20 protein-coding genes, 1 tRNA gene and 1 pseudogene are annotated in these 23,184 nt (G+C 65.5%); 6 read left to right on the forward strand and 16 right to left on the reverse strand.

Annotation, left to right across the window (positions count from 1 at the left end; genetic code table 11):
• Positions 1-372: 372 nt before the first annotated feature.
• The 4 genes from D6860_RS01435 to D6860_RS01450 are packed head-to-tail and all read right to left on the reverse strand — an operon-like array spanning position 373 to position 5,979.
• Positions 373-2,553 carry a xanthine dehydrogenase family protein molybdopterin-binding subunit gene (locus D6860_RS01435; RefSeq protein ID WP_076624493.1) on the reverse strand — a complete coding sequence of 727 codons (2,181 nt, stop codon included), beginning with the start codon at positions 2,551-2,553 and terminating at the stop codon, positions 373-375.
• A 1-nt stretch (position 2,554) separates the two neighbouring features.
• A complete protein-coding gene (locus D6860_RS01440; protein WP_076624492.1) occupies positions 2,555-3,016 on the reverse strand; it encodes a (2Fe-2S)-binding protein in 462 nt (153 codons plus the stop codon).
• A 21-nt stretch (positions 3,017-3,037) separates the two neighbouring features.
• Positions 3,038-4,300, reverse strand: coding sequence for a c-type cytochrome (locus D6860_RS01445; protein WP_076624491.1), 1,263 nt, complete (start codon positions 4,298-4,300; stop codon positions 3,038-3,040).
• Complete coding sequence (locus tag D6860_RS01450) at positions 4,297-5,979, reverse strand: PQQ-dependent dehydrogenase, methanol/ethanol family (protein WP_076624490.1); 1,683 nt, start codon at positions 5,977-5,979, stop codon at positions 4,297-4,299. Before D6860_RS01450 ends, D6860_RS01445 begins: the two co-directional genes overlap by 4 nt.
• 468 nt (positions 5,980-6,447) lie before the next feature.
• Here D6860_RS01450 and D6860_RS01455 point away from each other — a divergent pair, with 468 nt between their 5' ends.
• Together D6860_RS01455 and D6860_RS01460 are read left to right on the forward strand one after the other, a co-directional pair.
• A complete protein-coding gene (locus D6860_RS01455) occupies positions 6,448-6,900 on the forward strand; it encodes a (2Fe-2S)-binding protein (protein ID WP_076624489.1) in 453 nt (150 codons plus the stop codon).
• Positions 6,901-6,903: 3 nt separating this feature from the next.
• Positions 6,904-9,207, forward strand: coding sequence for a xanthine dehydrogenase family protein molybdopterin-binding subunit (locus tag D6860_RS01460; RefSeq protein WP_076624488.1), 2,304 nt, complete (start codon positions 6,904-6,906; stop codon positions 9,205-9,207).
• Positions 9,208-9,719: 512 nt separating this feature from the next.
• Here D6860_RS01460 and D6860_RS01465 read toward each other — a convergent pair.
• Positions 9,720-10,613, reverse strand: a complete 894-nt coding sequence (locus D6860_RS01465; RefSeq protein ID WP_076624487.1) for an alpha/beta fold hydrolase — start codon at positions 10,611-10,613, stop codon at positions 9,720-9,722.
• Positions 10,610-11,533, reverse strand: a complete 924-nt coding sequence (gene choX, locus D6860_RS01470) for a choline ABC transporter substrate-binding protein (protein WP_076624486.1) — start codon at positions 11,531-11,533, stop codon at positions 10,610-10,612. The genes D6860_RS01465 and choX overlap by 4 nt, the downstream gene beginning before the upstream one ends.
• Positions 11,534-11,661: 128 nt before the next feature.
• Here choX and betI point away from each other — a divergent pair, with 128 nt between their 5' ends.
• A complete protein-coding gene (gene betI / locus D6860_RS01475; protein ID WP_076624485.1) occupies positions 11,662-12,321 on the forward strand; it encodes a transcriptional regulator BetI in 660 nt (219 codons plus the stop codon).
• A gap of 108 nt (positions 12,322-12,429) precedes the next feature.
• Here betI and D6860_RS01480 read toward each other — a convergent pair whose 3' ends face one another.
• The 9 genes and pseudogenes from D6860_RS01480 to purC all read right to left on the reverse strand — a co-directional run bounded on the left by D6860_RS01480 (position 12,430) and on the right by purC (position 20,225).
• Positions 12,430-13,089, reverse strand: coding sequence for a hypothetical protein (locus tag D6860_RS01480; protein WP_017468105.1), 660 nt, complete (start codon positions 13,087-13,089; stop codon positions 12,430-12,432).
• A 16-nt stretch (positions 13,090-13,105) separates the two neighbouring features.
• Positions 13,106-13,288, reverse strand: a pseudogene (locus tag D6860_RS25135) (hypothetical protein); the annotation flags it as partial.
• An 18-nt stretch (positions 13,289-13,306) separates the two neighbouring features.
• Positions 13,307-13,540, reverse strand: coding sequence for a hypothetical protein (locus D6860_RS01485; RefSeq protein WP_076624484.1), 234 nt, complete (start codon positions 13,538-13,540; stop codon positions 13,307-13,309).
• A 424-nt stretch (positions 13,541-13,964) separates the two neighbouring features.
• On the reverse strand, positions 13,965-15,299 hold the full coding sequence (locus D6860_RS01490; protein ID WP_076624483.1) for a sigma-54-dependent transcriptional regulator: 1,335 nt from the start codon (positions 15,297-15,299) through the stop codon (positions 13,965-13,967).
• 47 nt (positions 15,300-15,346) lie between these two features.
• Complete coding sequence (locus D6860_RS01495) at positions 15,347-17,113, reverse strand: sensor histidine kinase (protein WP_076624482.1); 1,767 nt, start codon at positions 17,111-17,113, stop codon at positions 15,347-15,349.
• A 37-nt stretch (positions 17,114-17,150) separates the two neighbouring features.
• On the reverse strand, positions 17,151-17,819 hold the full coding sequence (gene purQ, locus D6860_RS01500; RefSeq protein WP_017469698.1) for a phosphoribosylformylglycinamidine synthase subunit PurQ: 669 nt from the start codon (positions 17,817-17,819) through the stop codon (positions 17,151-17,153).
• A 22-nt stretch (positions 17,820-17,841) separates the two neighbouring features.
• Entirely contained in the window at positions 17,842-18,879 is a 1,038-nt protein-coding gene (locus D6860_RS01505; protein WP_076624481.1) for a zinc-dependent alcohol dehydrogenase family protein, read from the reverse strand.
• Between the two features lie 266 nt (positions 18,880-19,145).
• Positions 19,146-19,376: a phosphoribosylformylglycinamidine synthase subunit PurS gene (purS, locus tag D6860_RS01510; RefSeq protein ID WP_017468404.1), complete on the reverse strand. Its 231-nt coding sequence runs from the start codon at positions 19,374-19,376 to the stop codon at positions 19,146-19,148.
• Between the two features lie 87 nt (positions 19,377-19,463).
• Positions 19,464-20,225, reverse strand: a complete 762-nt coding sequence (gene purC / locus D6860_RS01515) for a phosphoribosylaminoimidazolesuccinocarboxamide synthase (RefSeq protein ID WP_076624480.1) — start codon at positions 20,223-20,225, stop codon at positions 19,464-19,466.
• 157 nt (positions 20,226-20,382) lie between these two features.
• Between purC and D6860_RS01520 the strand changes: the two genes are divergently transcribed.
• Positions 20,383-20,697 (forward strand): DUF1476 domain-containing protein, encoded by a 315-nt coding sequence (locus D6860_RS01520; protein WP_076624479.1) that lies wholly within the window; start codon positions 20,383-20,385, stop codon positions 20,695-20,697.
• A 77-nt stretch (positions 20,698-20,774) separates the two neighbouring features.
• Here D6860_RS01520 and D6860_RS01525 read toward each other — a convergent pair whose 3' ends face one another.
• Entirely contained in the window at positions 20,775-22,052 is a 1,278-nt protein-coding gene (locus D6860_RS01525; protein ID WP_076624478.1) for an ATP-binding protein, read from the reverse strand.
• 45 nt (positions 22,053-22,097) lie between these two features.
• Here D6860_RS01525 and D6860_RS01530 point away from each other — a divergent pair, with 45 nt between their 5' ends.
• Together D6860_RS01530 and D6860_RS01535 are read left to right on the forward strand one after the other, a co-directional pair.
• Positions 22,098-23,012 (forward strand): MBL fold metallo-hydrolase, encoded by a 915-nt coding sequence (locus D6860_RS01530; RefSeq protein WP_017467285.1) that lies wholly within the window; start codon positions 22,098-22,100, stop codon positions 23,010-23,012.
• Positions 23,013-23,092: 80 nt separating this feature from the next.
• Positions 23,093-23,167 (forward strand) — tRNA-Asn (locus tag D6860_RS01535).
• Positions 23,168-23,184: the final 17 nt, after the last annotated feature.

Consider the following 23,184-nt stretch of genomic DNA (forward strand, 5'->3'; position numbering starts at 1 on the left):
TGGCCACTCGCTTCTTGTGAGAATATCCAGCTGTGTTTCCCTCATCCGCAGGGGCGCGTCTTCGAGAGTAAAGGTCACGCACCAAGGCGCGTCAGGATGACGAGGGCAGGCACACGGCCATTCGGCGAGCCAATTACGGCCCGCCGTTTGTATTTGGACTCTCGAAGCCGGGAACACCCAACTCATATGCGTAGGTAAACCGACGAAAATTGCCATTTCCGCCATGGTGCGCAAGGAAGTCGCGCTGCCCCACGCGTCGCGCTCATGACAGTCCTCAAAGCGTCAGACCGGCCGTGCTTGCCCTGCGCCGCCTCGGGAAATTTCGAAGCGGCCTTCTGGTGGAGCTCGCCCGGCCGGTCTGGCCGGGGGCGATCAGGCGAACCGGATCCCGTGCGCTTCGAGCGGCAGCGCCGACAGAGACGCATCCGGCATCAGCGCGGCAATGGCGTTCGCCAGTGCCGGACCGGACGGCGGGACCGCCGGCTCGCCAACGCCGGTCGGAGCCTCCTCCGAGGGCACGATGACCACGTCGATCTCGCCTATGTCGGACACCCGCAGCGGCTCGTAGTCGGGGAAGTTGCGCTGCTCCACAGCGCCATCCGCAAAGGTGATCGCGTCGCGCATGACATGGCCGAGCCCGTAGCCGATGCCGCTTTCCATCTGGGCCCTGATGATGTCGGGGTTCACCGCCACGCCGCAATCCACCGCGCAGGTGACTTTCTCAATCCGGATGGCGCCGTTTGCTTGCGAAACCTCGACGACCTCGGCCACATAAGAATTGAAGGACTTGTGTACTGCAACACCGCGCGCCCGGCCTTCCGGGGCCGGCGTATCCCAGCCGGAGGCCTCTGCCGCCGCCTTCAGAACGCCTGACAAGCGCTTTTGGTCCGCACCGTCACCGGCCAGATGCCTGAGGCGGAAGGCGACCGGGTCCGCACCAACGGCGCGGGCGGCCTTGTCCATCATGGTTTCCATCGCGTAGGCGGTGTGGCTGTGTCCGACCGACCGCCACCAGAGGACCTTGGACAGCGGTTCTTCATCCGTCAGACCGACGAACATGTCGCCAACGGCATAGCCGGTATCGCGGACCCCTTCGACCGATAGCGCATCGACACCGCCTTGCGCGAGCGCCTCTTCGAACGGTGTTCCCTTGATGATCGACTGGCCGGCCAACTGGTGATCCCATCCGACGATCCGGCCTTCGGCGTCCAGGCCGACCTGCACCCGGTGCGCAAAGGCAGGACGGTAGTAGCCGCCGGTAATGTCATCCTCGCGCGAATGGACCAGCTTGACCGGCCTGTCCCCGCCGCTCAGCTGGAACGCTTCGGCGGCCTCGACCTGGTAATCGGCATCCGTGTTGGCGCGGCGACCGAAGGATCCTCCGGCATAGTAGGTCTTGATCGCAACCTTTGCGGGATCGAGCCCGAGCGTCGCCGCCACCAGCGCCTGAGCCTGGGTGGGGAACTGGCATCCGTCGTGCAGCACAACGCCCCCTTTGCCATCCGGCTCGACCGTGCAGTTGATCGGCTCCATCGGCGCATGGGCCAGCGAAGGAAAGAAATACTCGCCTTCGACCATATTCGCAGCGCCGTCGATTGTCGCGGCGACTTCATGGCGGGGCTTGTCGGCTCGAGCCTCGAATTCCGGTGTCGTCCGGACCTTGTTCAGCATGTCCGCGCGAATTGCGTCCTGGCTGCGGCCGTCGGTGCCGGAGAAATCCCATTCGGTGGTGATTGCCGCACGCGCCTGAAACGCTGCCCAGGTATCCTCGGCCAAGACCACGACCCCGTTTCCGCCATCGCGCGGCCTTGCCCCGATGAAGCCCCTGACCGCTTCCGCACCCGACGCGTCAAAGCTTGTCAGTCTCGCGCCAAGACGAGGTGGGCGGATCATCACGGCAATGATCTGATCCGCCAGTTGCACATCCATGCCGAACTTGGCGCTGCCGTTCACCTTGGAGGGCGTATCCTTGCGCCGCGCGCTGGCATTGCCGATCAGCCGGAATTGCGACGGATCCTTGAGCACCGGCTCCTGCGGCAAGTCCAGGCGCGCGGCGGCTTCGACGAATTCACCGATCTCGCCCGACCTGCCCGCACCCCGGATTGTTCCATCGTCGAGCGCGAGACCTTGGGCCGCGACGCCCCACTCCTGTGCGGCGGCCTCGAGCAGAACATCGCGCGCGGCGGCGGCGGCCTTGCGGTATTGCATGTAGCTGTTCGCCATGGCGGTGGAGCCGCCCGTCAACTGCGCCCCCATCAAGAGGTTGTTGTAGGCCGGATCGACCGGCGCGAACTCGACGATGATGGCACCGAGATCGGCGTTCAACTCCTCGGCCACCAGTGCCGGAAGGCCGGTCGAGGTGCCCTGCCCCATCTCGAAATGCTTGACGATCACGGTGATCCGGTTGTCGCTGTCGATGCGGATGAAGGGTGTGAACCCGGCGACCTTGGGCGGGGCACCGAAGGCCAGCGCCCCATTCGGAGCGGCCCCGATCACGAAAGCGCCGGCGGTAGCGGATGCCAGGAAGCGGCGGCGGGAAAGTGTCACGGTCATTTCAGGCCTCCAGGATGTCAGACGCGCGCGCCACGGCTGCACGGATGCGTTGATACGTGGCGCAGCGACAAACATTGCCCCACATGCCGTCTTCGATTTCCTGCGCGGTCGGACGCGGGTTCTCGGTCAGAAGCCCAACCGCCTGCATGATCTGGCCAGACTGACAGTAGCCGCATTGCACCACGTCCATTTCGGCCCAAGCCTGTTGCACCGCCGCCCCGGTCTTGCCCGAGACCGCCTCGATCGTGGTAATCTTGCCGTCACCCACATCGCCGACGGGTGTCTGGCAGGATCTGACCGCAACGCCGTCGATATGGACCGTGCAGGCACCGCAGGCACCAACGCCGCAGCCGAACTTGGTGCCCGTCAGGCCAAGCTTGTCACGAATGGCCCACAGAAGGGGCATGTCCGGGTCGGCATCGACGGTCACGTTGGAAAAATTTATGCTGAGCTTGATCGACATTCCGAAACGCCTTTTCTGAGGTCAGTGGAAAGCTGTGAGTTGCGCAAGGCTCACGGACGGCAGCATGGCCGGTTCCTTTGGCGCGATGTAGTGAAGCTGGTCGAGCGCGGCGAGATCCGCCGCAACCCCCGACTGCACGAGATCGGCAAGCGCATCGTCCACGGCCGCACGCAGGTCATTCTGTTCGGCGAGCATGGCATAGCCCACGTTGATCCCGAAGCCATGGCGCCAGCTGCCAAGCCGCAGCTTTGAGATGGCATTCTGGCGGAGCATGAAGTCATAGGCGCTGACCTCGACCAGCGCGGCATCGATCTCGCCCGTTTCCAGGCGCCACAGGAAGGCGGCTCCGGCTGGGTATGAGCGGGATGCATCCCGCACGTCATCCTGCGCGCCGAGGCGGATGATGACCTCGGCCACCGTATCGCCCTGATAGCCCACGGTGAGACCGCCCAGGTCATTCAACGACGCGTCGTCGGCAACCTTGGCGGACGGCGCGAAAACCAGTCCGAGCTCTTCGCGCCGAAAAGGCGAACTGACGGCGAGCGTTTCGAGGTCGACCGTTATCCGGCGCGGGTCCGTCTTGTCCGGACGGCCCATCCATTCAGGCATACGACCGCGTGCGACACTTGGCGCCCCCACGGCGCTGGAAATCAACGGATGCCCTGCCACCAGGTCGCACAAATCCGCAGACAACAGCGCCGAGGGTTCAAGAATGGGGTTGCCGCCGCCGTCGGCCTCATACCAGAGCGGCCGAAAGTCCAGGTCGAGCGCCTCGGCCAGTGCGACGGACATGCGGTAATCCAGACCGACGCCGCTCTCGTGCCGCCAGCCGGACATGGCGCTGCCATTGCGTGAAACGCAAACGGTCAGGGTGTCAGCCCTGACCGTGTCGAATGTGGTGCCTGACGGATCCTCCGTCAGGCCACTGTGCTCTTCATCCTCGAAAGGGGCCATGGCCTCCTGGGGGATGTCCTGAGTGCCGGCGTGGGTGGCAACATACGCCCAGAGCGCCTTGATGTCCTCGTCCGACAGGATATCGCCCCAAGGCGGCATGCGCCGCTTGCCATTCTTGACCGAGTCCTCGAAGCGGGTGAACTGCTCGGCCGGAAACTTGCGCAGGTCGAAGGACTGGTTGCCCGAGTTCCGAAGGTTGGCGCCATGACAGCGGATGCAGGTACGCTGATACACGCTCTTTCCCGCCGTCACCCGGTCGTCGATCGTGTCGGCCATCGCTGGCGCTACGGGAAGTGCCAGCATGAGCAGGATCGCGATATATCTGATCATCCGTCCTGCCCTCCTTCGGGCAGGGCAAAGGTCCATATGCTCGCTCCGGGCGGAACGTTCGCGATCCGGTCGTCACCGGAAACAAGGTCATAAGTCGCCCCGCCCCCGTTTCCGACCGTCACGAACTGGCGCCCGTCCTTTTCCCAGACCACCGGCTGACCGCTGACCGCCGAGCCTGTCTGGTAGGACCACAGGACCTCGCCGGTGGCCGCATCGAGCGCACTGAATTCGCCGGTCAGTTCACCAGTAAAGACAACGCCCCCGGCTGTGCTGGCGATGCCCCCCCATCGCGGCACGCCCAGTTCCTGACGCCAGGCGACCTCGCCCGTCATCGGGTTGATCGCGACGGTATCGCCTGCATGACCGTCTTCCGGCACGCCGAACGACATATCGACACCGACGTACATCACGCCCTGAGTATAGACCGGTTCCGCGTTCTTGTGGTTGAACGGCAGGATCAGGGTATTGATGTAAACGTTGCCGGTGCTCTGGTCGTAGGACATCGGCGCGTAGTTCTTGCCGCCGAGATATCCGGGCTGAACCGTCACCTGCTCACCCGAAACGGCCTTATGGTAGACTTCGGTGTGATTGGGGCGCCCGGTCTCCAGATCGATGCCGTCCGCCCAGTTGATCTGCCCTTCGCCCATGAAGGGATTGGCGGCGATCAGCTCTCCGGTCTCGCGGTCGAGCGTGTAAAGGAAGCCGTTCTTGTTGGCATGCATCAGCACCTTGCGGCCGTCGATATCGGCAAGCACGTTCTCGTTCATGCTGTCGTAATCGAAGGCATCATGTGGGGAGGTCTGGTAGTGCCACTTGATTTCGCCGGTCTTCGGCTCGATGGCCAGGATCGACGAAGTATGCAGATTGTCCCCCGGCCGCACGGACGCATTGAACGGCGAGGCATTGGCGGTGCCCATGTAGATCAGGTTCAGTTCCGGATCGTACGAGGTGGTGATCCAGCCGCCAGCGCCGCCGTGCTGCCAGGCATCGCCGCCGCCTTCCCAGGTCTCGTGCCCCTGCTCGCCCGGCCCGGGAATGGTGTAGGTCCGCCACAGTTTTTCGCCGGTTTCGGGATCGTATCCCTCGATATAGCCGCGAATGCCATAGTCGCTGCCGGCCACCGGCAGGATGATTACGCCATCGGCGATCTGCGGCGCTGCGGTGAAGTTATGGCCCAGCTTGTAGTCGTCGGAACGGGTACGCCAGAGCTCCTCGCCGGTTTCAGCATCCAGCGCGATCACATGCGCATCGGGCGTGCCGCGGAACAGTTTGCCCTCGTAGATGGCAACGCCACGGTTGTGCACACCGCAGCAGAGGATGCGCTTGGCGTCGGACGGATAGTCGGAATAAGTCTTCCACTTCTGTTTGCCGGTCATGGCATCGATCGCCACGGTCGCGTCATGCGTCGTGACATAGAAGGTGCCGTCATGCAGAATTGGGAACGTCTCGTTCGAATTCGTATCCGCAAGGCTGAGCGTCCAGACCGGCGCCAGCGACGACACGTTGTCTGCGTTGATCTGGTCAAGCGAGCTGTAACGCTGCTGCCCGTACCCCATGCCGTATGTGATGATCTCGTCGGTGGTCTGCGCGTCGGCCGCAAGATCCGACGCGCTTTGCGCATGCGCTGCGCCGGTCAGTGCCACAGCCGACACTGACAACGCCAAAAGCGTTTTCTTCATGATGTCCTCCCTTTTGTTCCGAAGGCTGATGCGGATGCAGCGGCCTGATCGCGCAAGACGGTCATCCGCCTGCGCCGGAACATCGATCTCCTCCTTTGCGCAAATCCGGTCGTGGTGCGGCCGCGTCCCCCGCCTGACATGCAGGGAGACACAACTATTGCGGCAGTGACTCCTCCAATAACACTGCAACTTCCCCACCCAAAAACGACCGGGATTGCTTTGAAAAAGCTAGGAAACGGCACATTGACGAGTCAACGAAGCTGTTCGCAGGCCCACCCTCTGGCAACCATAGGAAGATTTTGAAGAACCTCTCTGTGGGCCGAGCGCGCGACCGGACGCTTGATCGCAACCTGCGCTTTGCCAATACTTGACGCGGAGGAAACTGAAGGGGTGCGCCAGCCGTCATCCATGTCGCGCAAACGCACCGGCCAAGCAATGGCGTCCAGACGCCGCCAGGGAGGAACACGCATGGTACGACTTACGGTCAATGGAGAAACAAGACAGATCGACGCATCGGGGGATACACCCCTTCTCTGGGTGCTGCGCGATGATCTTAGCCTCACCGGGGCCAAGTATGGCTGCGGCGCCGGCCTATGTGGCTCGTGCACGGTGCATTTGAACGGGAAGGCCGAACGTTCGTGCCAGAAGACGCTTGATGATGCCGCCGACGGGGAGGTCACGACCATCGAGGGCCTGCACCCCGAAGGCAACCATCCTATCCAGGTGGCCTGGCGCGATCTGAGCGTTCCGCAATGCGGCTTCTGTCAGTCAGGTCAGATCATGCAGGCCGCTGCGCTTCTCAAAGAAAACCCGAAGCCGAGCGATCATGAAATTCTGGAGGCCATGGCCGGCAACGTCTGCCGTTGTGGCTGCTATCAACGCATCGTCGAGGCCGTGCGCCTCGCCAGCGCGGGGATCTGAGCCGTGTTACAGTATCTGAAGGATTTCACCCCCGCCGTCGCCGAAACGCTCACCGTCCGCCCGATGTCTCGCCGCGCCTTCCTCGGCGGCACTGCCGCCTTTGCGCTGGGCGTCTTCGCGACCCGCGGGGAAGCCTTCCCGACATGGGAAACCGGCGCTGTGGGCATGCCCAACGGAGTCGTGGACGATCCGCTCGTGTTCGTCGCGATCGACGCCGACGGAACCGTGACGCTGACAGCACATCGCTCCGAGATGGGCACCGGCAGCCGGACGTCGCTCCCAATGGTCATGGCCGACGAGATGGAGGCCGACTGGTCGCGCGTGAAGATCGTGCAGGCGCCCGGCGATGAGCCGAAATACGGCAACCAGGACACCGACGGATCGCGTTCGATGCGCCACCATATCCAGGCGGCGCGCAAGATCGGCGGCTCGGTGCGCACGATGCTGCAGCGTGCGGCGGCTGCGGAATGGAACGTCGACCCGTCGCAGGTAACGGTCGAAATGCATGCGATCACCGGCCCCGACGGACAGTCCGCAGACTTCGGCGAGTTCGCGGAGGCGGCCATGGCCCAGCCCGTACCGGCGCATGAGGAGATCGCGTACAAGACCGAGAGCGAGTTCCGCTATATCGGCAAGGGCGAGGTGCAGATCACCGACCTGCACGACATCACCACTGGAAAGGCGGTCTATGGTGCCGACGTGACCCTTCCGGGCGCAAAGGTGGCGATGGCCATCCGTCCGCCGGTGGTCGGAGGCAGGCTTGTCTCCTATGACGCCGCGGACGCGCTGGCGATGCCAGGCGTGGTTGGCGTCTACGAGTTGCCGGAATGGAAGGCTCCGGCCAAGTTCGCGCCGCTCGGCGGTCTGGCCGTGGTTGCCAAGAACACCTTCACGGCGATCAAGGCGCGCGAGATGATCAAGGTCGAGTGGGACGATGGCCCGAACGGCAGCTATTCGACCGGCCCCTACATGGAGGAAATGAAGGCCACGGCGCTTGGCCGTGGAAAAGTTCTGCGGGACAAGGGCGATACCCAAGCGGCGCTGTCCGCTGCTGCGAAGACCTTTGGCCAGACCTACACACAGGACCACATCGCTCACATCCCGATGGAACCGCCCGCCGCTTTGGCCAGCTACGCCTCTGGCAAGCTGGAAATCTGGGCCCCGGTGCAGAGCCCCTACACCACCCGCACCGATACGGCAGCGGCACTCGGCATCGAACCGGCGGACGTCACGGTCAACGTGACGCTTCTCGGGGGCGGTTTCGGGCGCAAGTCCAAGGCAGACTACGTGATCGAAGCGGCGCTGCTGTCGCGCGAAGTGGGCGCGCCAGTGCGGATGCAGTGGACTCGCGAGGACGACGTGCGACATTCGTTCTACCACACCGCCTCCGCCGAACGGATCGAGGTCGGAATGGACGAGGTCGGCAAGGTCACCGCGTGGCGGCACAATTCCGTCGCGCCGACGATCCTGTCGACCTTTGCGCCGGATCCCGGCTACCAGTTTCCGGTTGAAGCGGGCATGGGCCATGTGGACATGCCCTTCGACATCGCCAATGTCAGCTGTGAGAACGGGCAGGCCGCGGCCCACACCCGGATCGGCTGGTTCCGCGCCGTGTCGAACGTGCCGCGCGCCTGGGCCATCGGATCTTTCGTCGGGGAGCTGGCGGCAGAGACCGGGCAGGACCAACTCGCCACGTGGCTGCAACTGATCGGCGCGCCGCGCACCTTCGACCCGGCCTCCGAAGGCTTGCCCGAAGGGTTCTGGAACTACGGCGAACCGTATGACGGCTTTCCGATTCAGACCGGCAAGCTGGCCGCTGTGCTCCAGACCGCCGCAGATGGCATCGGCTACGGCAAGGACCTGCCTGAAGGCGAAGGCATCGGGCTTTCCGTGCATCGGAGCTTTGTCAGCTACGTCGCCTGCGCCGCGCATGTGAAGGTCGTGGATGGACGGATCACCGTCCCGGAGTTGCATCTGGCCATCGACTGCGGCTTTGCGGCCAACCCCGAGCGCATCCGCAGCCAGATGGAGGGCGCGGCCGTGATGGGCATGACGGTGGCGCTGTATTCGGGCATCACCCACGAAGACGGCGCGGTCCAGCAGTCGAACTTCTACGACTACGATGTGGTCCGCGCCAACAACTTCCCGCGCAAGGTGGTGACGCATATCATGCCGAACAGCTTTGCCGATCACGCGACCGGGGTGGGCGAGCCCGGTGTTCCGCCGGTCCCACCGGCCATTGCCAATGGCTTGTTCGTGGCAACAGGCGTGCGCAAGCGCCACCTGCCCATGGGAACGACAGTCTGAGAGGTATCTTCATGCGGGGCGCGGGCTTGCCCGCCTCCGTGAACGAAGTCCACACAACAAAAAAGCGCCGGGATTTGGATCACGGCGCTTTTCCCTTCACCGAAACAGGACGTCAGTTTCGCTCGTAGGTTTTCAGATCCTGATCGTCATGGATGTCCGCCATGGCCTCCCGAGGCCGTCGCGCAATGACAAGGAATGGATGCACCAGCTTCGGAACCAGCGTAAGCGTTGCATCTCCCCCTGATTGCCCTCTGAACCGGCCACTTCTCGAAAGATAGGCGGTATCCGAACGATGATCGGAGTCGACTACGGCGGAACGTGAAGTCTGGGGTTTCAAGATCCGGACCATCCCCGACAGGGGCAGACCAGCCCGGCCGAAAGACTCGCAACGAAACCTGATTGAACACATGGCACTGCGCGATGTCCCGCGTCCCATGCAGCCGCCAGATGTCACGACCGGCTTGTCGCGGCCATCGAGTAGGACGCTCGCCTTCCTCGGTCACCCCTCTTCTTCAGCCCGATCGAAGTGCCGTGAGCCAGTCGACGCAATCCCGGCCGGTTCGCTCGTCCATCCAGTGTCCGAGCCCGGCATGGGAGCGGAAGCCTGCACGTGGCAACGCTGCCGCCAGCTGGCGGGCCGACACCGCGTCGATGCATGGGTCGCGATCCCCATGAAGGAAAAGCATCGGGGTCTGGCTGCCCAGAAGCTCGGGCCTCCATGGCCGTGTGGTCGTGATCGCGAGCGCCTGCCGGAGATAGCCGCCGCCGTCCGCGGCGCGCCAGACAAGCGCCGCAGCGAGTTGATGGTTCTCAGGGCTGTCCTCTGGCATCAGCCCCAGCGAGAAATGGGCGTTGCTTCGCCGAATTGCACACGCGGCCTCTGTCTCCGAGGCGAAGGGAAGAAAGAACCGCTCCATCAGCCGCAGGGACTCGGGCGTCGCGGTGATCGAGGCATCGCCTCCCGTGCTTGACAGGGAGACGACGCCGCGAACCCGTCGGGGCGCCATGACCGCCAGGATCTGCGCGATCATTCCGCCCATCGAAAACCCGACGCAGGCAAAGCGGTCAATTCCGAGGTGATCCGCGAGGTCCAACACGTCCCGCGCCATGTCGCGCAGGTCGTAGGCGGCGAGGCCGGGCGCGCTCTCCGACCAGGAAAACCCTGCCGGAACCCGCGTGAAGCTGCCGCCGAAGCGGCCCGACCGACCGCTGTCGCGGTTGTCGAGCCGGATCACCCGGAACTCCCGGGCCAGCGCCGTCACAAGGGCTTCCGGCCATTCGATAAGCTGCATCCCGAGCCCAGCGACAAGCACCACCGCCGGCGCGTCGGAGCGGCCATCCTGCCGATAGCAGATCCGCCCGCTGCCGAGATCCGCGAAGCTGTCCTCGGCCGGAAGGCTGGTCACAGGCCGAGATCCGACTTCACTGCCGCGAGCGCCGGTGCGCCGTCCACGGTCTCGACCCCGTCCAGCCAGCCTTGCAGCCTGTCCGGATAGGCGGCGATCAGGGTGCGAGCGGCCTCCTTGGGGGGCATGCCGTCTTCGAGAATGTAGCCCATGCCTTCGCTCTCCATGTCCACGTCGAAGGTGAGCTGGGTCAGCAGCTTGCCGACCTCGGGACACTCGGACACGTAGCCCTCGCGCACCTGGGTGGAGACGGTCGCCCCGCCGAAGTCGGGACCATACCAGGCATCGCCACCTTCGAGGTAGGCGATGTCGAAGTTGGTGTTCATCGGGTGCGGCGCCCAAGCAAGAAAGACGATCCAGTCTTCCGACCGGACCTCGCGCGCGACCTGCGCCAGCATCCCCTGCTCGGAGCTTTCCACCACGTCCCAGTCGCCAAGGCCGAATTCGTCCTTCTCGACGATCTCGAGCATGATGTCGTTCGATCCCGGCTCGATGCCGTAGAGCTTGCCACCGAACTTGTCCTCCTGCGCGGCGAGATCGGCGAAGGAGGTCACACCGGCCTCGTGCACGTAGGACGGCACCGCCCAGGTGAACTTGGCGCCCTCGAGGTTGGTGTGGATGGTCTCGATCTCGCCGGTGTCGCGGTAGGCGTTGAAATAGGTTTCCATCGCCGGATCCCAGTAGCCCATGAAGACATCGAGATCGCCGGCCTTCATGGCCTCGTAGATGACCGGGATGCCTAGGATCTCGGTTTCGGTCTCATGCCCCATGCCTTCGAGCAGCACCTGAGTGACGGCCGTCGTCAGCGCGAGATCGGTCCAGCCCGGCTCCGCGAGACGGACCGTCGAGCAGTCTGCAAGGGCGGGCATGGCGGTGGTCGTGACGGCGAGAAGTCCGGCGACGGGAAGGCAGGCTTTCATCGTTCGTGATCCTTATGGAATATAGATGGACCGATTGGTTCATAAACGTGAAGCTCGAATAGATTGAACGAAGAGTCAATCTAATTTAGCAGCGGTCATCGGATGGATCGGACAGATTGGGTGCCAGCATGGGCCGCAGAGACATTTCCCGGATCAGGCGGGCGGAATACGCCGCGGCGGCATATCGGGCGCTGATGCGGCACGGTAACGAGGGCACCTCGCTGGCGCGTGTGGCGGAAGAAGCCGGTGCCTCCAAGGCCAACGTCCTGCACTACTTCAAGACCAAGGAAGCGCTGCTGGCCGCCGCCCTGCGCCACGCCAATGCCGAGCTGCTGCGCGAGGCGGTGCTGCTGCTGGGCGAGGCCCGCACACCGTGGGAGCGCGTCTACGCGGTGATCGAGACCAACCTGTCGCCCACCTCCTTCCGCCCCGAGGTGGCCCACGCCTGGATCGCGCTTTGCGCGGGCGTGCCGCATGTGCCGGTCTACCAACGCATCCAGACGGTGATCTACGCGCGGATGCGGTCGAACCTGATCGGCCCTTTGCGCAGCCTGTTGCCGGCGTCCGACGCCGCGCTGGTTACGGATCTGATGACCACGGCCATCGACGGCATCTGGCTTCGTTGCGGATTGAGCCTGGACGGCGTGACGCAGCAACAGGCGCGGGCACAGCTCGACGCGGTGCTCGACGCCCGCCTGCCGGACAGCGACACGCGACGTGCCGCCCGGGCCCGCATGGCCGAGGTGGCGCGGCTGTTGACCAAGGCCCGAGTGAGGGCGAAGAACTAACCGCTCCTCGGGGGCCGCAGGAGCTGGTGACGAAGATTCGACAGGCGCGCGAGCCCGGCTGGGCTCCCCTGCGTGATGCCAGGCGGTGGTTCCGTGACCCCACCCGGGTCAGCGCTCTTCGCCCACCGTGCGCCGGATCATGTCGGCCTCTTCGCGCAGCACCCGGTTCACCCGTTCCTCGATCTGGCGCCGGACGCGCCGGCCGCGCAGCTGCGTCGAGGTCACGCTGCTGTGGGTGACGTAGAGGCCGCCCTGCCCGTCCGGCGTCACCGCGAACTCCTGCTCGGCTGCGGCGAGCTGCTTGCTGAACCCCGAGGTCATGACGACGAGGATCTTGATGTTCTCGATCCTGTCCTTCAGCTGCTCGATCTCGCAAAAATCCATCATGCGGCTCACGAGGTCCTTGAAGGACCCCACGTCGCGGCTCTTGCCGCTCTCAAGCGGGCCTTCGGTGGTCTTCTCCGCGAGGTCGGTGAGCTTGTCCTGCGTGATTTCCCGCCGCTGCGTCGCCGCAGCCGTGTAGCGTTCGCCGTCCGCAACCACGTCGACGATCACGCTTTTGATGTAGACCGGTTCGGCGCCCATGTTGCTCACGAGGCACTTCGCGTCCTCGCCGGGCTCGCCGGCGCGGGTGATCTCGACATTGGTGCGGCGCTGTCGCCGCATGCTGCTCACCAGCAGCTGCAGGTAGATCACCCAGATCACCGCCGTCACGGCACTGACCGCAACCCCCAGAAGTTGCGCGTGGTTGGACATCCATTCGATCATCTCTGGTTCCTTGCGCTCAGACGTCACCCTCGGATTCCGCGATGAACTGCTGGCGGCAGGTCGCGTAGAGGAAGCTCGCCGACCATGTCAGCACCATGAAGCCCGCCAGCGCCTGCATCATCGCCACGATGCGCATAGGACCCACGATGCTCATGCCGGTCTGGCCGAGCGTGGTGAAGTTCATCCCCGAAAAATAGAAGTAGTCGTTCCACTTGCCCTAAAAGCTCCCGCCGAACGCATCGGTCCACAGACCGTGGTGCAGGGCGATGAACAGGAGCGCCCCGGCCGCGATCTGAAGGGTGTGGATCACCGCAAGCAGGCTGAACACCACGATTGGCAGAAGCCTGCTGTGGCGCAGACGCTCCGGCACCACCGAGGTCGCAACCATGAGCATGGCGTGATGCATGCAGGCGGTGGCGATAAGGAAGGCGATGCCGATTATCGTGGACATTTGGTGCTCCCGGTTGCTTTGCCGAGAGTTTACGCCCGCCTCATGGCTCTGGTTCCCTGCGCTCGTCAAATCCCGACGAAACGCGCGCAAGCGCTGTCGGAGGGGCCTCGTCGCGCCGGCCTCGGAGCGCGGCATCGATCACACGGCCAAGGCGCCTCGGGCGGCGTCAGTAGATCCGTTTGCCCCGCACCAGCAGCGCCAGCATTCCATTGGGCGCGGGCAGGAAGCAGCAGGACAGGACGAAACGGACAGGGTCGATGATCAGCATGGCAGAACCCCCGGCTCGGGCATGAAAGGCTTCGGGCGAGCATCGCTCGCGCCGGACTTCACGCGCAAGTTACCGAGGGTTCGAATCGATTCCGTGACGTTTCCGAGACGTCTTCGCGACGTGGGGCGGCGCCTGACCCGGCACCGCCCCAAGGGGTCAGAGGTAGTCCGAGCGCTGAAGCCCGTATTTCGCCATCTTCTCGTTGAGGGTCCGGCGCGGCAGGCAAAGCTCGTCCATGACCGACGAGATCGATCCCTTGTGCCGCCGCATGGTGTTGTCGATCAGCATCCGCTCGAACGCCTCGACATATTCCTTGAGCGGCTTGCCCTCCGTGGTCATTACCGGCTGCATGTCCTCGTGGTCGTTCATCAGCAGCGAGGCGATGGTGCCCTGCCCGCGCCGCGACTGGAGCACCGCACGTTCGGCAAGGTTGATGAGCTGGCGCACGTTGCCCGGCCACGGCGCCTGCAGCAGCTGCGCCGCCTCCTGCGCGCTGACCTTGGGGGCATCGCAGCCGTATTCGTCGGCGAACTGCTCCGACAGGCGCGTGAACAGCGTGAGAATGTCCTCGCCGCGCGCCCGCAGCGGCGGCACGGTGATCTTGAGCGCCGCGAGCCGGTAGAAGAGATCCGGGCGCAGCGCGCTTTCACAGGTGCGGCCCTCGTCCTGAAGGTTGCAGATGGCGACGATGCGGGTCTCGGGCGGCGTGCCCTGGTCGTTGATGACCGACAGCAGGCGGGCCTGCGCGCTGTCCGAAAGCGATTCAACATCTTCGAGCACCAGCGTGCCGCCGCGCGCCTCCTCGATGGCGGGCAGCCGCGTGTCGTCGGGCTGCATCGGGCCGAACAGGCGCTGCATCAGCGCGTCCTCGTCCATCGCCGCGCAGGAGATCAGCACGAACTTCTTGCCTGCCCGGCTGCCGACCGCGTGCAGCGCGTGGGCGATCAGGGTCTTGCCGGTGCCGGTCTCGCCCTCGATCAGCACGTGACCGTCGGCCTGACCGAGGTCGAGCACGTCTTCGCGCAGCCGCTCCATCGCCGGGCTCTGGCCGATGAGCTTGCTCATGAGCTGGCCACCGTCGGAAAGCTCGCGCCGCAGCGCGCGGTTGTCGAGCGTCAGACGGCGCGCGTTGGTCGCCTTCTTGGCAAGCTCCGACATGCGGTCGGGGTTGAAGGGCTTCTCGAGGAAATCGAAGGCCCCGATGCGCATCGCCTCGACCGCCATGGGCACGTCGCCGTGCCCGGTGATCATGATGACCGGAAGCGCGCTGTCGCTGCCCATCAGCTTCTTGAGAAACTGGATGCCATCCATGCCCGGCATCTTGATGTCCGAGATCACGATGCCCGGGTAATCGCTGCCGAGCGCCCCGAGCGCCTCTTCGGCGCTGGAGAAGGTCTCGGTGTCATAGCCGGAGAGCGCCAGCCACTGGCTGATCGACTGGCGCATGTCCTTCTCGTCGTCGACGATGGCGATCTTCATGGCTTTTGTCATTCTCGTCTTTCGCCTTTTCTGCCTTCGGTCTCGGCCCGGTCGCGCGCTCACTCGGCGGCGGCGGGCCTGTCATTCAAGATAGGAAGCTGCATCTCGAAAACAGCCCCACCCTCGGCGCCGTTCCGTGCTGTCAGCCGGCCGCCGAGCTCGGCGACGATGCCGGAGCTGATCGCCAGCCCCAGCCCCGTGCCGTCGCCGGGCTGCTTGGTGGTGTAGAACGGCTCGAAGAGCGCGTCGAAATCCTCGATGCCGTGGCCGTTGTCGCGCACCGACAGCACCGCCGTCTCGCCGCTGGCGAGGATGATCTCGATCTCGGGGTGCGCCTCGGACTTGGTCGCGTCGATGGCGTTGCGCAGCAGGTTCACGAGAACCTGCTCGATCCGCATCCGGTCGCCCATCACGCGCACCTGCTCGTCGGGCAGGATCTTGGTGATGCGGACGCGGCGCGCCTTGAGCTGCGGCTCCATCATGCTCAGAGCCGAGGCCAGCGCCTCGCCCATGTCCACCGGGCTCAGCGCGTCCTGCCCCTTGCGGGCGTAGGACTTCAGCTGGCGGGTGATGGCCCCCATCCGCTCGATCAGGTCGTCGATGCGGTGGAAGGCGGTCATCGCCTCTTCGGGCCGATTGCGGCGCAGCAGCAGCCGGGCGCCGGCCAGATAGGTCTTCATGGCGGCGAGCGGCTGGTTCAGCTCGTGGCTGACTGCGGCCGACATCTCGCCGAGGGCGGCCAGCTTCGAGCTCTGCTCGAGCGTCTGCTCGGCCGAGGCGAGGTCTTTCTGCACCTTCTCGCGCTCCGCGATTTCGCGCTGGAGCCGCGCGTTAAGGCGGCGCAGCTCGGCGGATTCCCGCTGGAACAGAGCCATGCGCAGCGCCGTGCGGCGGCTCAGCGCGTAGAAGGCCAGCGCCGCGAGCAGCGCGAATCCCATGATCTCGAGCGCCAGCACCGCGTTCACCTTCTCGCGCACGCTGGCGTAGGTAGTGAAGGTCGCCATGGTCCAGCCCCGGAACGGGATGCGCCCGTCGACCCGCATCACCGCCTCGCCCGACAGGTAGGCGTCGGGCGGCAGCGCGGTCCAGTCGGCGGTGGCCTTGATGGCACGCTCGATGGCACTTTCCGGGGACTGGCGCACCAGCGCCTCCTCGATGGTGCGCCCCCGCCAGCGCGGCTCGGTGGCAAGCACGATTGTGCCTTCCGAGTTCAGCACCGCCACGGCATCGGTGATCCCGGCCCAGGCGCGCTCGAACTTGGCGAGGTCGACCTCGACCACGATCACGCCGATGGCCGAGTTCTGGCTTTCCACCCGGCGCGAGTAGGTAAAGGAATACCCTCCCGCCTCGCGTGCCTGCGTCGTGAAGACGGTGGTGTTCGAGCGCAGCGCGTCGACGAAATACTGCGCGTTGCGGTGCTGCTCGCCCAGCCGGTTGCGGTCGGTCGCGGCGACGGTGCGCCCGTCGCGGTCCAGCAGCATGAGCGAGGCGGCGCCGATTTCGTCGACGTAGGAAATGAGCCGCTGCGACGACTGGCTGAAGTCGTTCGAGTTCAGCGCGCCGATCAGCGCCGGATCCCGCGCCAGCAGCTGCGGCACGATGGCGTTGCGGCGCAGTTCCGAAAGCAGGTTGCCGGAATAGAGCGCAAGCCGCAGCTCGGCCCGGTTGCGGGTGCTCTCGGTGAAACGGTCGGTCAGGAGGACGTTGGTGACCCAGACGGTCGCCACAGCCAACGCCAGCAGCACGCCGAGCGCGACCCGCACCCGCCAACTGAGCGGACCCGAGCGCCGCGTGCGTCGTGTCTTGTCTCTGGTCTCTTCCGACATGGACGCCAGACTACGCGCGCGCGCTCAGGCCCTCAAGTCAGGCCTCCGCGAGGGCAGCCGTCAGATTGGCGAAAAGACGCGCACCGTCCTCGTTGCCCTGCGCCGGGTCGCAGGCGCGCTCGGGGTGCGGCATCATGCCGAGCACCCGGCGGTTTTCCGACAGGATGCCGGCGATGTCGCGGTCCGAGCCGTTGGGGTTGTCGGTGTAGCGGAAGGCCACCCGGCCCTCGGCCTCGAGCGCGTCGAGCGTCGCGGCGTCGGCGGTGTAGTTGCCGTCGTGATGCGCGATCGGGATGCGGATCGTCTCGCCGGCGCTGTAGCCACGGGTGAAGATCGACTGGCTTTCCTCGACAGTGAGCCCGATGGTGCGGCAGATGTATTTCAGGTTGCCGTTGCGCAGAAGCGCACCGGGCAGGATCTTGGTCTCGGTCAGCACCTGGAAGCCGTTGCAGACGCCGAAGACGTAGCCGCCGCGGTCGGCGTGGGCCTTGACCTCGTTGCAGATCGGCGAGTTGGCGGCGATGGCGCCGCAGCGCAGGTAGTCGCCGAAGGAGAAGCCGCCCGGAATGCCAACGATGTCGATGCCCTCGGGCAGCGCGGTGTCCTTGTGCCAGACCATCTGCACGTTAAGGCCCGCCCGGCGGAACCCCTCGGCAAGATCGCGGTCGCAGTTCGATCCGGGGAAGACGATGACGGCGGCTTTCATGGGCGCTCTCCCTGACCCGCGGTCAGCGGGTGAAATCGGTGATGACGGCCACGCCCGGCGGCGTCGGCCCGTTGAAGGCGGCCAGTTCCGCCCCGGCCTGGCCGAGCGGAATCTCGCGCGCGATGAGAGGGCTCATATCCACCTTTCCCCGCGTGATCAATCCAAGCAGCGACGGATATCTGTGCGCGGGCATCCCGCGAGTGCCGTAAAGGGCGAGGTTGCCCTGGTAGACGGCGGACATGTCGACATCCATGCGCGCCGTGTGGCCGACAGGCATGCCCACCTGCACGTGACGGCCGAGCGGGCGCAGGCAGCGGATCGAGGCGTTGACGGTCTCGGGAATCCCCAGCGCCTCGATGCTCACATGTGCGCCGCCGCCGGTGATCTCGCGGATCTGCTCGGCGGCATCGCCGTCGCGGGCGTTGACACCGGCATCCATGCCGAGCGCGACCGCGTGGTCGAGCTTTTCCTGCACCACGTCGACCACGATCACATGCGCCCCGAGCGCCCGTCCCAGAAGCGCCGCCGACAGCCCGACGCCACCGGTGCCATGCACCGCGAGCCACTCGCCGCCCTGCAGCCCGGCGCGCCCGGTGAGCGCGTGCCAGGCGGTGGTCACCCGGCAGCCGAGTCCGGCGGCAAGCGTCGGCGACATGCCCTCGGGCAGACGCGCGAGGTTGAAGTCGCGCGGCACCGCCACGTATTCGGCAAAGGCGCCCGGCTCGACGAAGCCCGGCAGGCGCTGGTCCTCGCAGACGGTGGAGTTTCCGGCCCGGCAGTGAGGGCAGCTTCCGCAGGAGAGGATGAACGGCGCGACGAGCTTGTCGCCCACCGCCCATTGCGAGCGCGGGCCGGCCTCGATGACCTCGCCGCAATACTCGTGGCCCTGGATCTGGCCGGGCTTCACCCGCGGGTGCTCGCCGGTCCAGCCGTGCCAGTCCGAGCGGCAGACGCCGCAGGCCAGCACCTTGAGGACGACGCCATCCTCGGGGCACTCCGGCTGCGGCACGTCCTCCATGGACAGGTCTTCGTTGTAGGCTCGCAGAACCGCTGCACGCATGGTGTTTCTCCTCCCGATAATCGCGCACAGGGGAGGTCAGCCGGGCTGCGGTGTCAAGCGCGCCGGTGGAGACGGCGTTGCACCTGCGTCCGCGATCGCGTGCCTATATCCACTTCCCTCACGCCGGCGCCTCTGCCCTGCCCCGGACACACGGAAACGCCCGCGTGGGACAATTCCCGCGCGGGCGTTCAAATTCCTGGAAGGCGCCGAAAGAGGCGACCGGAGCCACGACCTCAGGCGGAGCCCCTGCCCGCGTGACGCGGCGCTCAGACCATCTCGATGGCGTAGCTCTCGATCACCGTGTTGGCGAGCAGCTTCTCGCACATCTCGCGCACGTCGTCCTCGCCTGTGCCCTCGGCCAGATCGAGCTCGATGACCTTGCCCTGACGGACGCCCCCGACGCCGTCGAAGCCCAGTCCGTGCAGCGCGTGCTTCACCGCCTCGCCCTGCGGATCGAGCACGCCGTCCTTCAGCATCACATGAACCCGTGCCTTCATGGCGTCCACTCCGTTCGCTTGCGAAAGGCCGCGGCCTTTCCTCTTTCCGTTCAAATGTCCGGCACGCCCCGAGGGCGCGCCGATACCTCAGTTGATGAGCTTGGGCTTGGCCACATGCGTGGCCTGCTTCGGCATCACGCCAAGACGCTGCGCCACCTCGGTGTAGGCGTCGGTCAGGTTGCCGAGATCGCGGCGGAACACGTCCTTGTCGAGCTTCTGCCCGGTCTCGATGTCCCACAGGCGCATGCTGTCGGGCGAGATCTCGTCGGCCACGATCAGGCGCTGGAAGTCGCCGTCGTAGACCCGACCGATCTCGATCTTGAAGTCGACGAGGCGGATGCCGACGCCGTACATCAGGCCCGACAGGTAGTCGTTCACCCGCAGCGCGAGGCTCAGGATGTCGTCCATGTCCTGCTGGCTGGCCCAGCCGAAGGCCGCGATGTGCTCTTCGGTGACGAGCGGGTCACCCAGCTTGTCGTCCTTGTAGCAGTACTCGACGACCGGGCGCGGCAGCGGCGTGCCTTCCTCGAGTCCGAGACGCTTGGCAAGCGAGCCGGCGGCGAAGTTGCGCACGATGACCTCGAGCGGGATGATCTCGCACGAGCGGCACAGTTGCTCGCGCATGTTCAGCCGCTTGATGAAATGGGTCGGCACACCAATGGTGTTCAGCCCGTTCATGAAGAACTCGGACAGGCGGTTGTTCAACACGCCCTTGCCCTCGATCACGTCCTTCTTCTGGGCGTTGAACGCGGTCGCGTCGTCCTTGAAGTACTGCACGATGGTCCCGGGCTCGGGGCCTTCGTAGAGAATCTTCGCCTTGCCTTCGTAGATCTTCTTGCGGCGTGCCATGGGAATCCTTTCACAGCGGCCCGCGGGTGCGGCCCGCGTCCTTGAGAGGCCTATAAATCAAGCCTTGCGTCGTCGCAAGCGGACGCTTCAGCCTTGCGCGGGAAGCCCGCGTGGAATATCCAGTATAGCGATTATTTTATCGGGGGGAGCCAGACCGATGACCGCCTTTGACGACCGCGAAAAAGCATTCGAATCCAAGTTCGCGCATGACGAGGAAATGAGCTTCCGCGCGGAAGCGCGCTGCAACAAGCTTCTCGGTCTCTGGGCGGCGGAAATGCTCGGAAAGTCCGGCACCGATGCAGAGGCCTACGCGCGCGAGGTCATCAAGGCCGATTTCGAAGAGGCCGTCCATGAGGACGTTGTGCGAAAGGTGGCGGCAGACCTCGGCGACAAGGCCGGCGCCGACGAGATTCGCGTGAAGCGGCAGGAGCTTCTGGTCGAGGCCAAGGGGCAGATCCTGCTCGAGGGCTAAATCCGCGGGAGGGGATCTCCCCCGGGGTCTTCATGCGTCGGGTGGTACGGCGGAACCGCGCCGTCCCCCCTGTCCTGTCACCGGGCGATGACGATGTCGGCGCGCAGACCGCCAAGCGTATCGCTCTCGCCCAGCCGCAGGACACCGCCGTGCGCGCGCGCGATGTCGGCCGCGATGGCGAGCCCCAGCCCCACGCCCGACCCCTTGTCCTGGTTGCGCGAGGGATCGAGCCGAACGAAGGGCTTCAGCGCATCCTCGCGCTGCTCTGGCGGGATGCCGGGGCCGTCGTCCTCAACCCGGATGCGCAGGCTACGCTCGGAAAGCCGCACCGACACCTCGCAGCGCGTGCCGTAGCGCACGGCGTTGCCGACGAGGTTCTCGACCGCCCTCCGCATCGCCGCTGGCCGTAGCGCCACCTCGCCCTCGCCCGCGCATTCTCCGAGTGTCACCGGGCGCCCCGAGCGCTGCGCATCCTCCACTACCGTGCGGACAAGATCGAGCGCATCGGTCGGCTCCGCCTGCCCCGCCTGGCTGTCACTGCGCGCGAAGTCGAGAAAGGCGTCGATGAGCTGCTGCATGTCGTCGACGTCGCGCTCCATCGGTACGCGGTCCTCGTCGTCGAGCATCGACAGGCTCAGGCGCAAACGCGTCAACGGCGTGCGCAGATCATGGCTCACGCCCGACAGCATCATCGTGCGCTGCTCGATCTGCCGTTCGATCCGGTTCCGCATGTCGAGAAAGGCATTGCCCGCCGCGCGCACCTCGACCGCGCCCGACGGCGAATAGGGAACATGGCGCCCACGCCCGAAGGCTTCCGCCGCCTCGGCGAGCCTCGTGATGGGACGCAGCTGGTTGCGCAGGTAGAGAAAGGCGATCAGCGTCATCACCACGCCGAAGATCATCATGTTCACGAACAGCTGGTGCGCATTCGTCGGCGAAGCACGGCTGCGTGCAAAACGAACCTCGCGCAGGCCGTCGGCCCGGCGCACAAGAAGCCGGACATCGTAATCGTCGGGCAACGCGACCTGCTCCAGCCCGGGGATGTGGCGCCGCAGCGTCCGCGTCACCACGAGCCCCGAAAAATCGTACCAGCGCCGGCTGTCCGCGGCGCCGGGGGTCATCTTCGACGGGTCTGACAACTCGATCTCGAGCGCCGGCGCCAGCACCGGCTGCGACAGCGCGAGGTTGACCTCGCGCGCCATCTCGCGACTCATCTGGCTCGAGACGTCCTCGAAATGGCGCTGCACGAAGACCACCGAGACCACGAGCTGCAGGGTGACCACCGGCAGGATCAGGATCAGCGCGGCGCGCCCGTAGAGCCCGCGCGGCATATAGCGTTTGAGCCACTGGAACATGTTGCGCTACCTCTGGCTAAGACGTTGTCCAGAAAGGCCCGAAACATGCAGGACCCGCAACCGGATTTTCGCCCCCGCCCGGGAGAGGCCGAAACGCTGGCCCCCGACCTGCGCCGCATCGTTGCGCCGAACCCTTCGCCGATGACCTTCCGCGGCACCAACACCTATCTCCTGGGCACACGCGGGCTGGCGGTGATCGACCCGGGTCCGGATGATCTTGGGCATCTCGACGCGATCCTCTCCGCGCTGACGCCGGGCCAGCGGATCACGCATGTTCTCGTGACGCACGCGCATCTGGACCATTCGCCGCTCGCCCGGCCGCTCGCTCAGGCGACTGGTGCGCAGGTCCATGCCTTCGGCGACGCAGGCGCCGGCCGCTCCGGGGTCATGCGCAAGCTCGCGCGCGACGGTCTGCTCGGTGGCGGCGAAGGCGTGGATGCCGGGTTCGCGCCGGACGTCTGCCTGCGCGACAAGGACTGCGTGACCGGCGACGGATGGCAGATCGAGGCCCTGCACACGCCGGGCCATTTCGGCAACCACCTGAGTTTCGCCTGGGGCGACGCCCTGTTCTCCGGGGATCTCGTGATGGGCTGGGCGAGCTCTCTCGTCTCGCCGCCCGACGGCGACCTGACGGATTTCATGGCCTCGCTCGACCGCATCGCCGCGCGCTCTTGGTCTGTGCTGCATCCCGGCCACGGCGCCCCGATCGAGACCCCTGGCGCGCGCATCGCGGAACTCCGCGTGCACCGCCTGAACCGGGAGGCACAGATCCTCGCCGCACTTGAAGATGGCGCCGCCGACGCGGCAACGCTCGCCGCGCGTATCTACACCGACACGCCCCCCGCCCTCCTGCCCGCGGCGACCCGCAACGTGCTGTCCCACCTGCTGCACATGGCTCGTGAAGGTCGCGTCACCGCGCCCGCAGGACTTACAGAAAACGCCATCTTTCAAGTGACTTAACGGCAACTTGAGAAAAGCTGCAATTTTTTGACAAAACCCTCTGGACGGGGTGAATCCTGATTGCTATACGCCCCGCATGTTCCGGCGTAGCTCAGCGGTAGAGCAGTTGACTGTTAATCAATTGGTCGTAGGTTCGATCCCTACCGCCGGAGCCAATTCACCTACTAAACCC

This window comes from Salipiger sp. D13 (assembly GCF_003703915.1).
Lineage (GTDB): Bacteria > Pseudomonadota > Alphaproteobacteria > Rhodobacterales > Rhodobacteraceae > Salipiger > Salipiger profundus.

Bases quoted from the DNA above. Each gene is read 5' to 3' on its own strand.
- D6860_RS01495 (WP_076624482.1), bottom strand. From the start codon at position 17,113: ATGTCGGAAGAGACCAGAGACAAGACACGACGCACGCGGCGCTCGGGT.
- purS (WP_017468404.1), bottom strand. From the start codon at position 19,376: ATGAAGGCACGGGTTCATGTGATGCTGAAGGACGGCGTGCTCGATCCG.
- D6860_RS01440 (WP_076624492.1), bottom strand. From the start codon at position 3,016: ATGTCGATCAAGCTCAGCATAAATTTTTCCAACGTGACCGTCGATGCC.
- D6860_RS01505 (WP_076624481.1), bottom strand. From the start codon at position 18,879: ATGCGTGCAGCGGTTCTGCGAGCCTACAACGAAGACCTGTCCATGGAG.
- D6860_RS01490 (WP_076624483.1), bottom strand. From the start codon at position 15,299: ATGACAAAAGCCATGAAGATCGCCATCGTCGACGACGAGAAGGACATG.
- D6860_RS01450 (WP_076624490.1), bottom strand. From the start codon at position 5,979: ATGAAGAAAACGCTTTTGGCGTTGTCAGTGTCGGCTGTGGCACTGACC.
- D6860_RS01455 (WP_076624489.1), top strand. From the start codon at position 6,448: ATGGTACGACTTACGGTCAATGGAGAAACAAGACAGATCGACGCATCG.
- D6860_RS01520 (WP_076624479.1), top strand. From the start codon at position 20,383: ATGACCGCCTTTGACGACCGCGAAAAAGCATTCGAATCCAAGTTCGCG.
- D6860_RS01485 (WP_076624484.1), bottom strand. From the start codon at position 13,540: ATGTCCACGATAATCGGCATCGCCTTCCTTATCGCCACCGCCTGCATG.
- D6860_RS01435 (WP_076624493.1), bottom strand. From the start codon at position 2,553: ATGACCGTGACACTTTCCCGCCGCCGCTTCCTGGCATCCGCTACCGCC.
- D6860_RS01480 (WP_017468105.1), bottom strand. From the start codon at position 13,089: ATGATCGAATGGATGTCCAACCACGCGCAACTTCTGGGGGTTGCGGTC.
- D6860_RS01530 (WP_017467285.1), top strand. From the start codon at position 22,098: ATGCAGGACCCGCAACCGGATTTTCGCCCCCGCCCGGGAGAGGCCGAA.
- betI (WP_076624485.1), top strand. From the start codon at position 11,662: ATGGGCCGCAGAGACATTTCCCGGATCAGGCGGGCGGAATACGCCGCG.
- purQ (WP_017469698.1), bottom strand. From the start codon at position 17,819: ATGAAAGCCGCCGTCATCGTCTTCCCCGGATCGAACTGCGACCGCGAT.
- purC (WP_076624480.1), bottom strand. From the start codon at position 20,225: ATGGCACGCCGCAAGAAGATCTACGAAGGCAAGGCGAAGATTCTCTAC.
- choX (WP_076624486.1), bottom strand. From the start codon at position 11,533: ATGAAAGCCTGCCTTCCCGTCGCCGGACTTCTCGCCGTCACGACCACC.
- D6860_RS01445 (WP_076624491.1), bottom strand. From the start codon at position 4,300: ATGATCAGATATATCGCGATCCTGCTCATGCTGGCACTTCCCGTAGCG.
- D6860_RS01525 (WP_076624478.1), bottom strand. From the start codon at position 22,052: ATGTTCCAGTGGCTCAAACGCTATATGCCGCGCGGGCTCTACGGGCGC.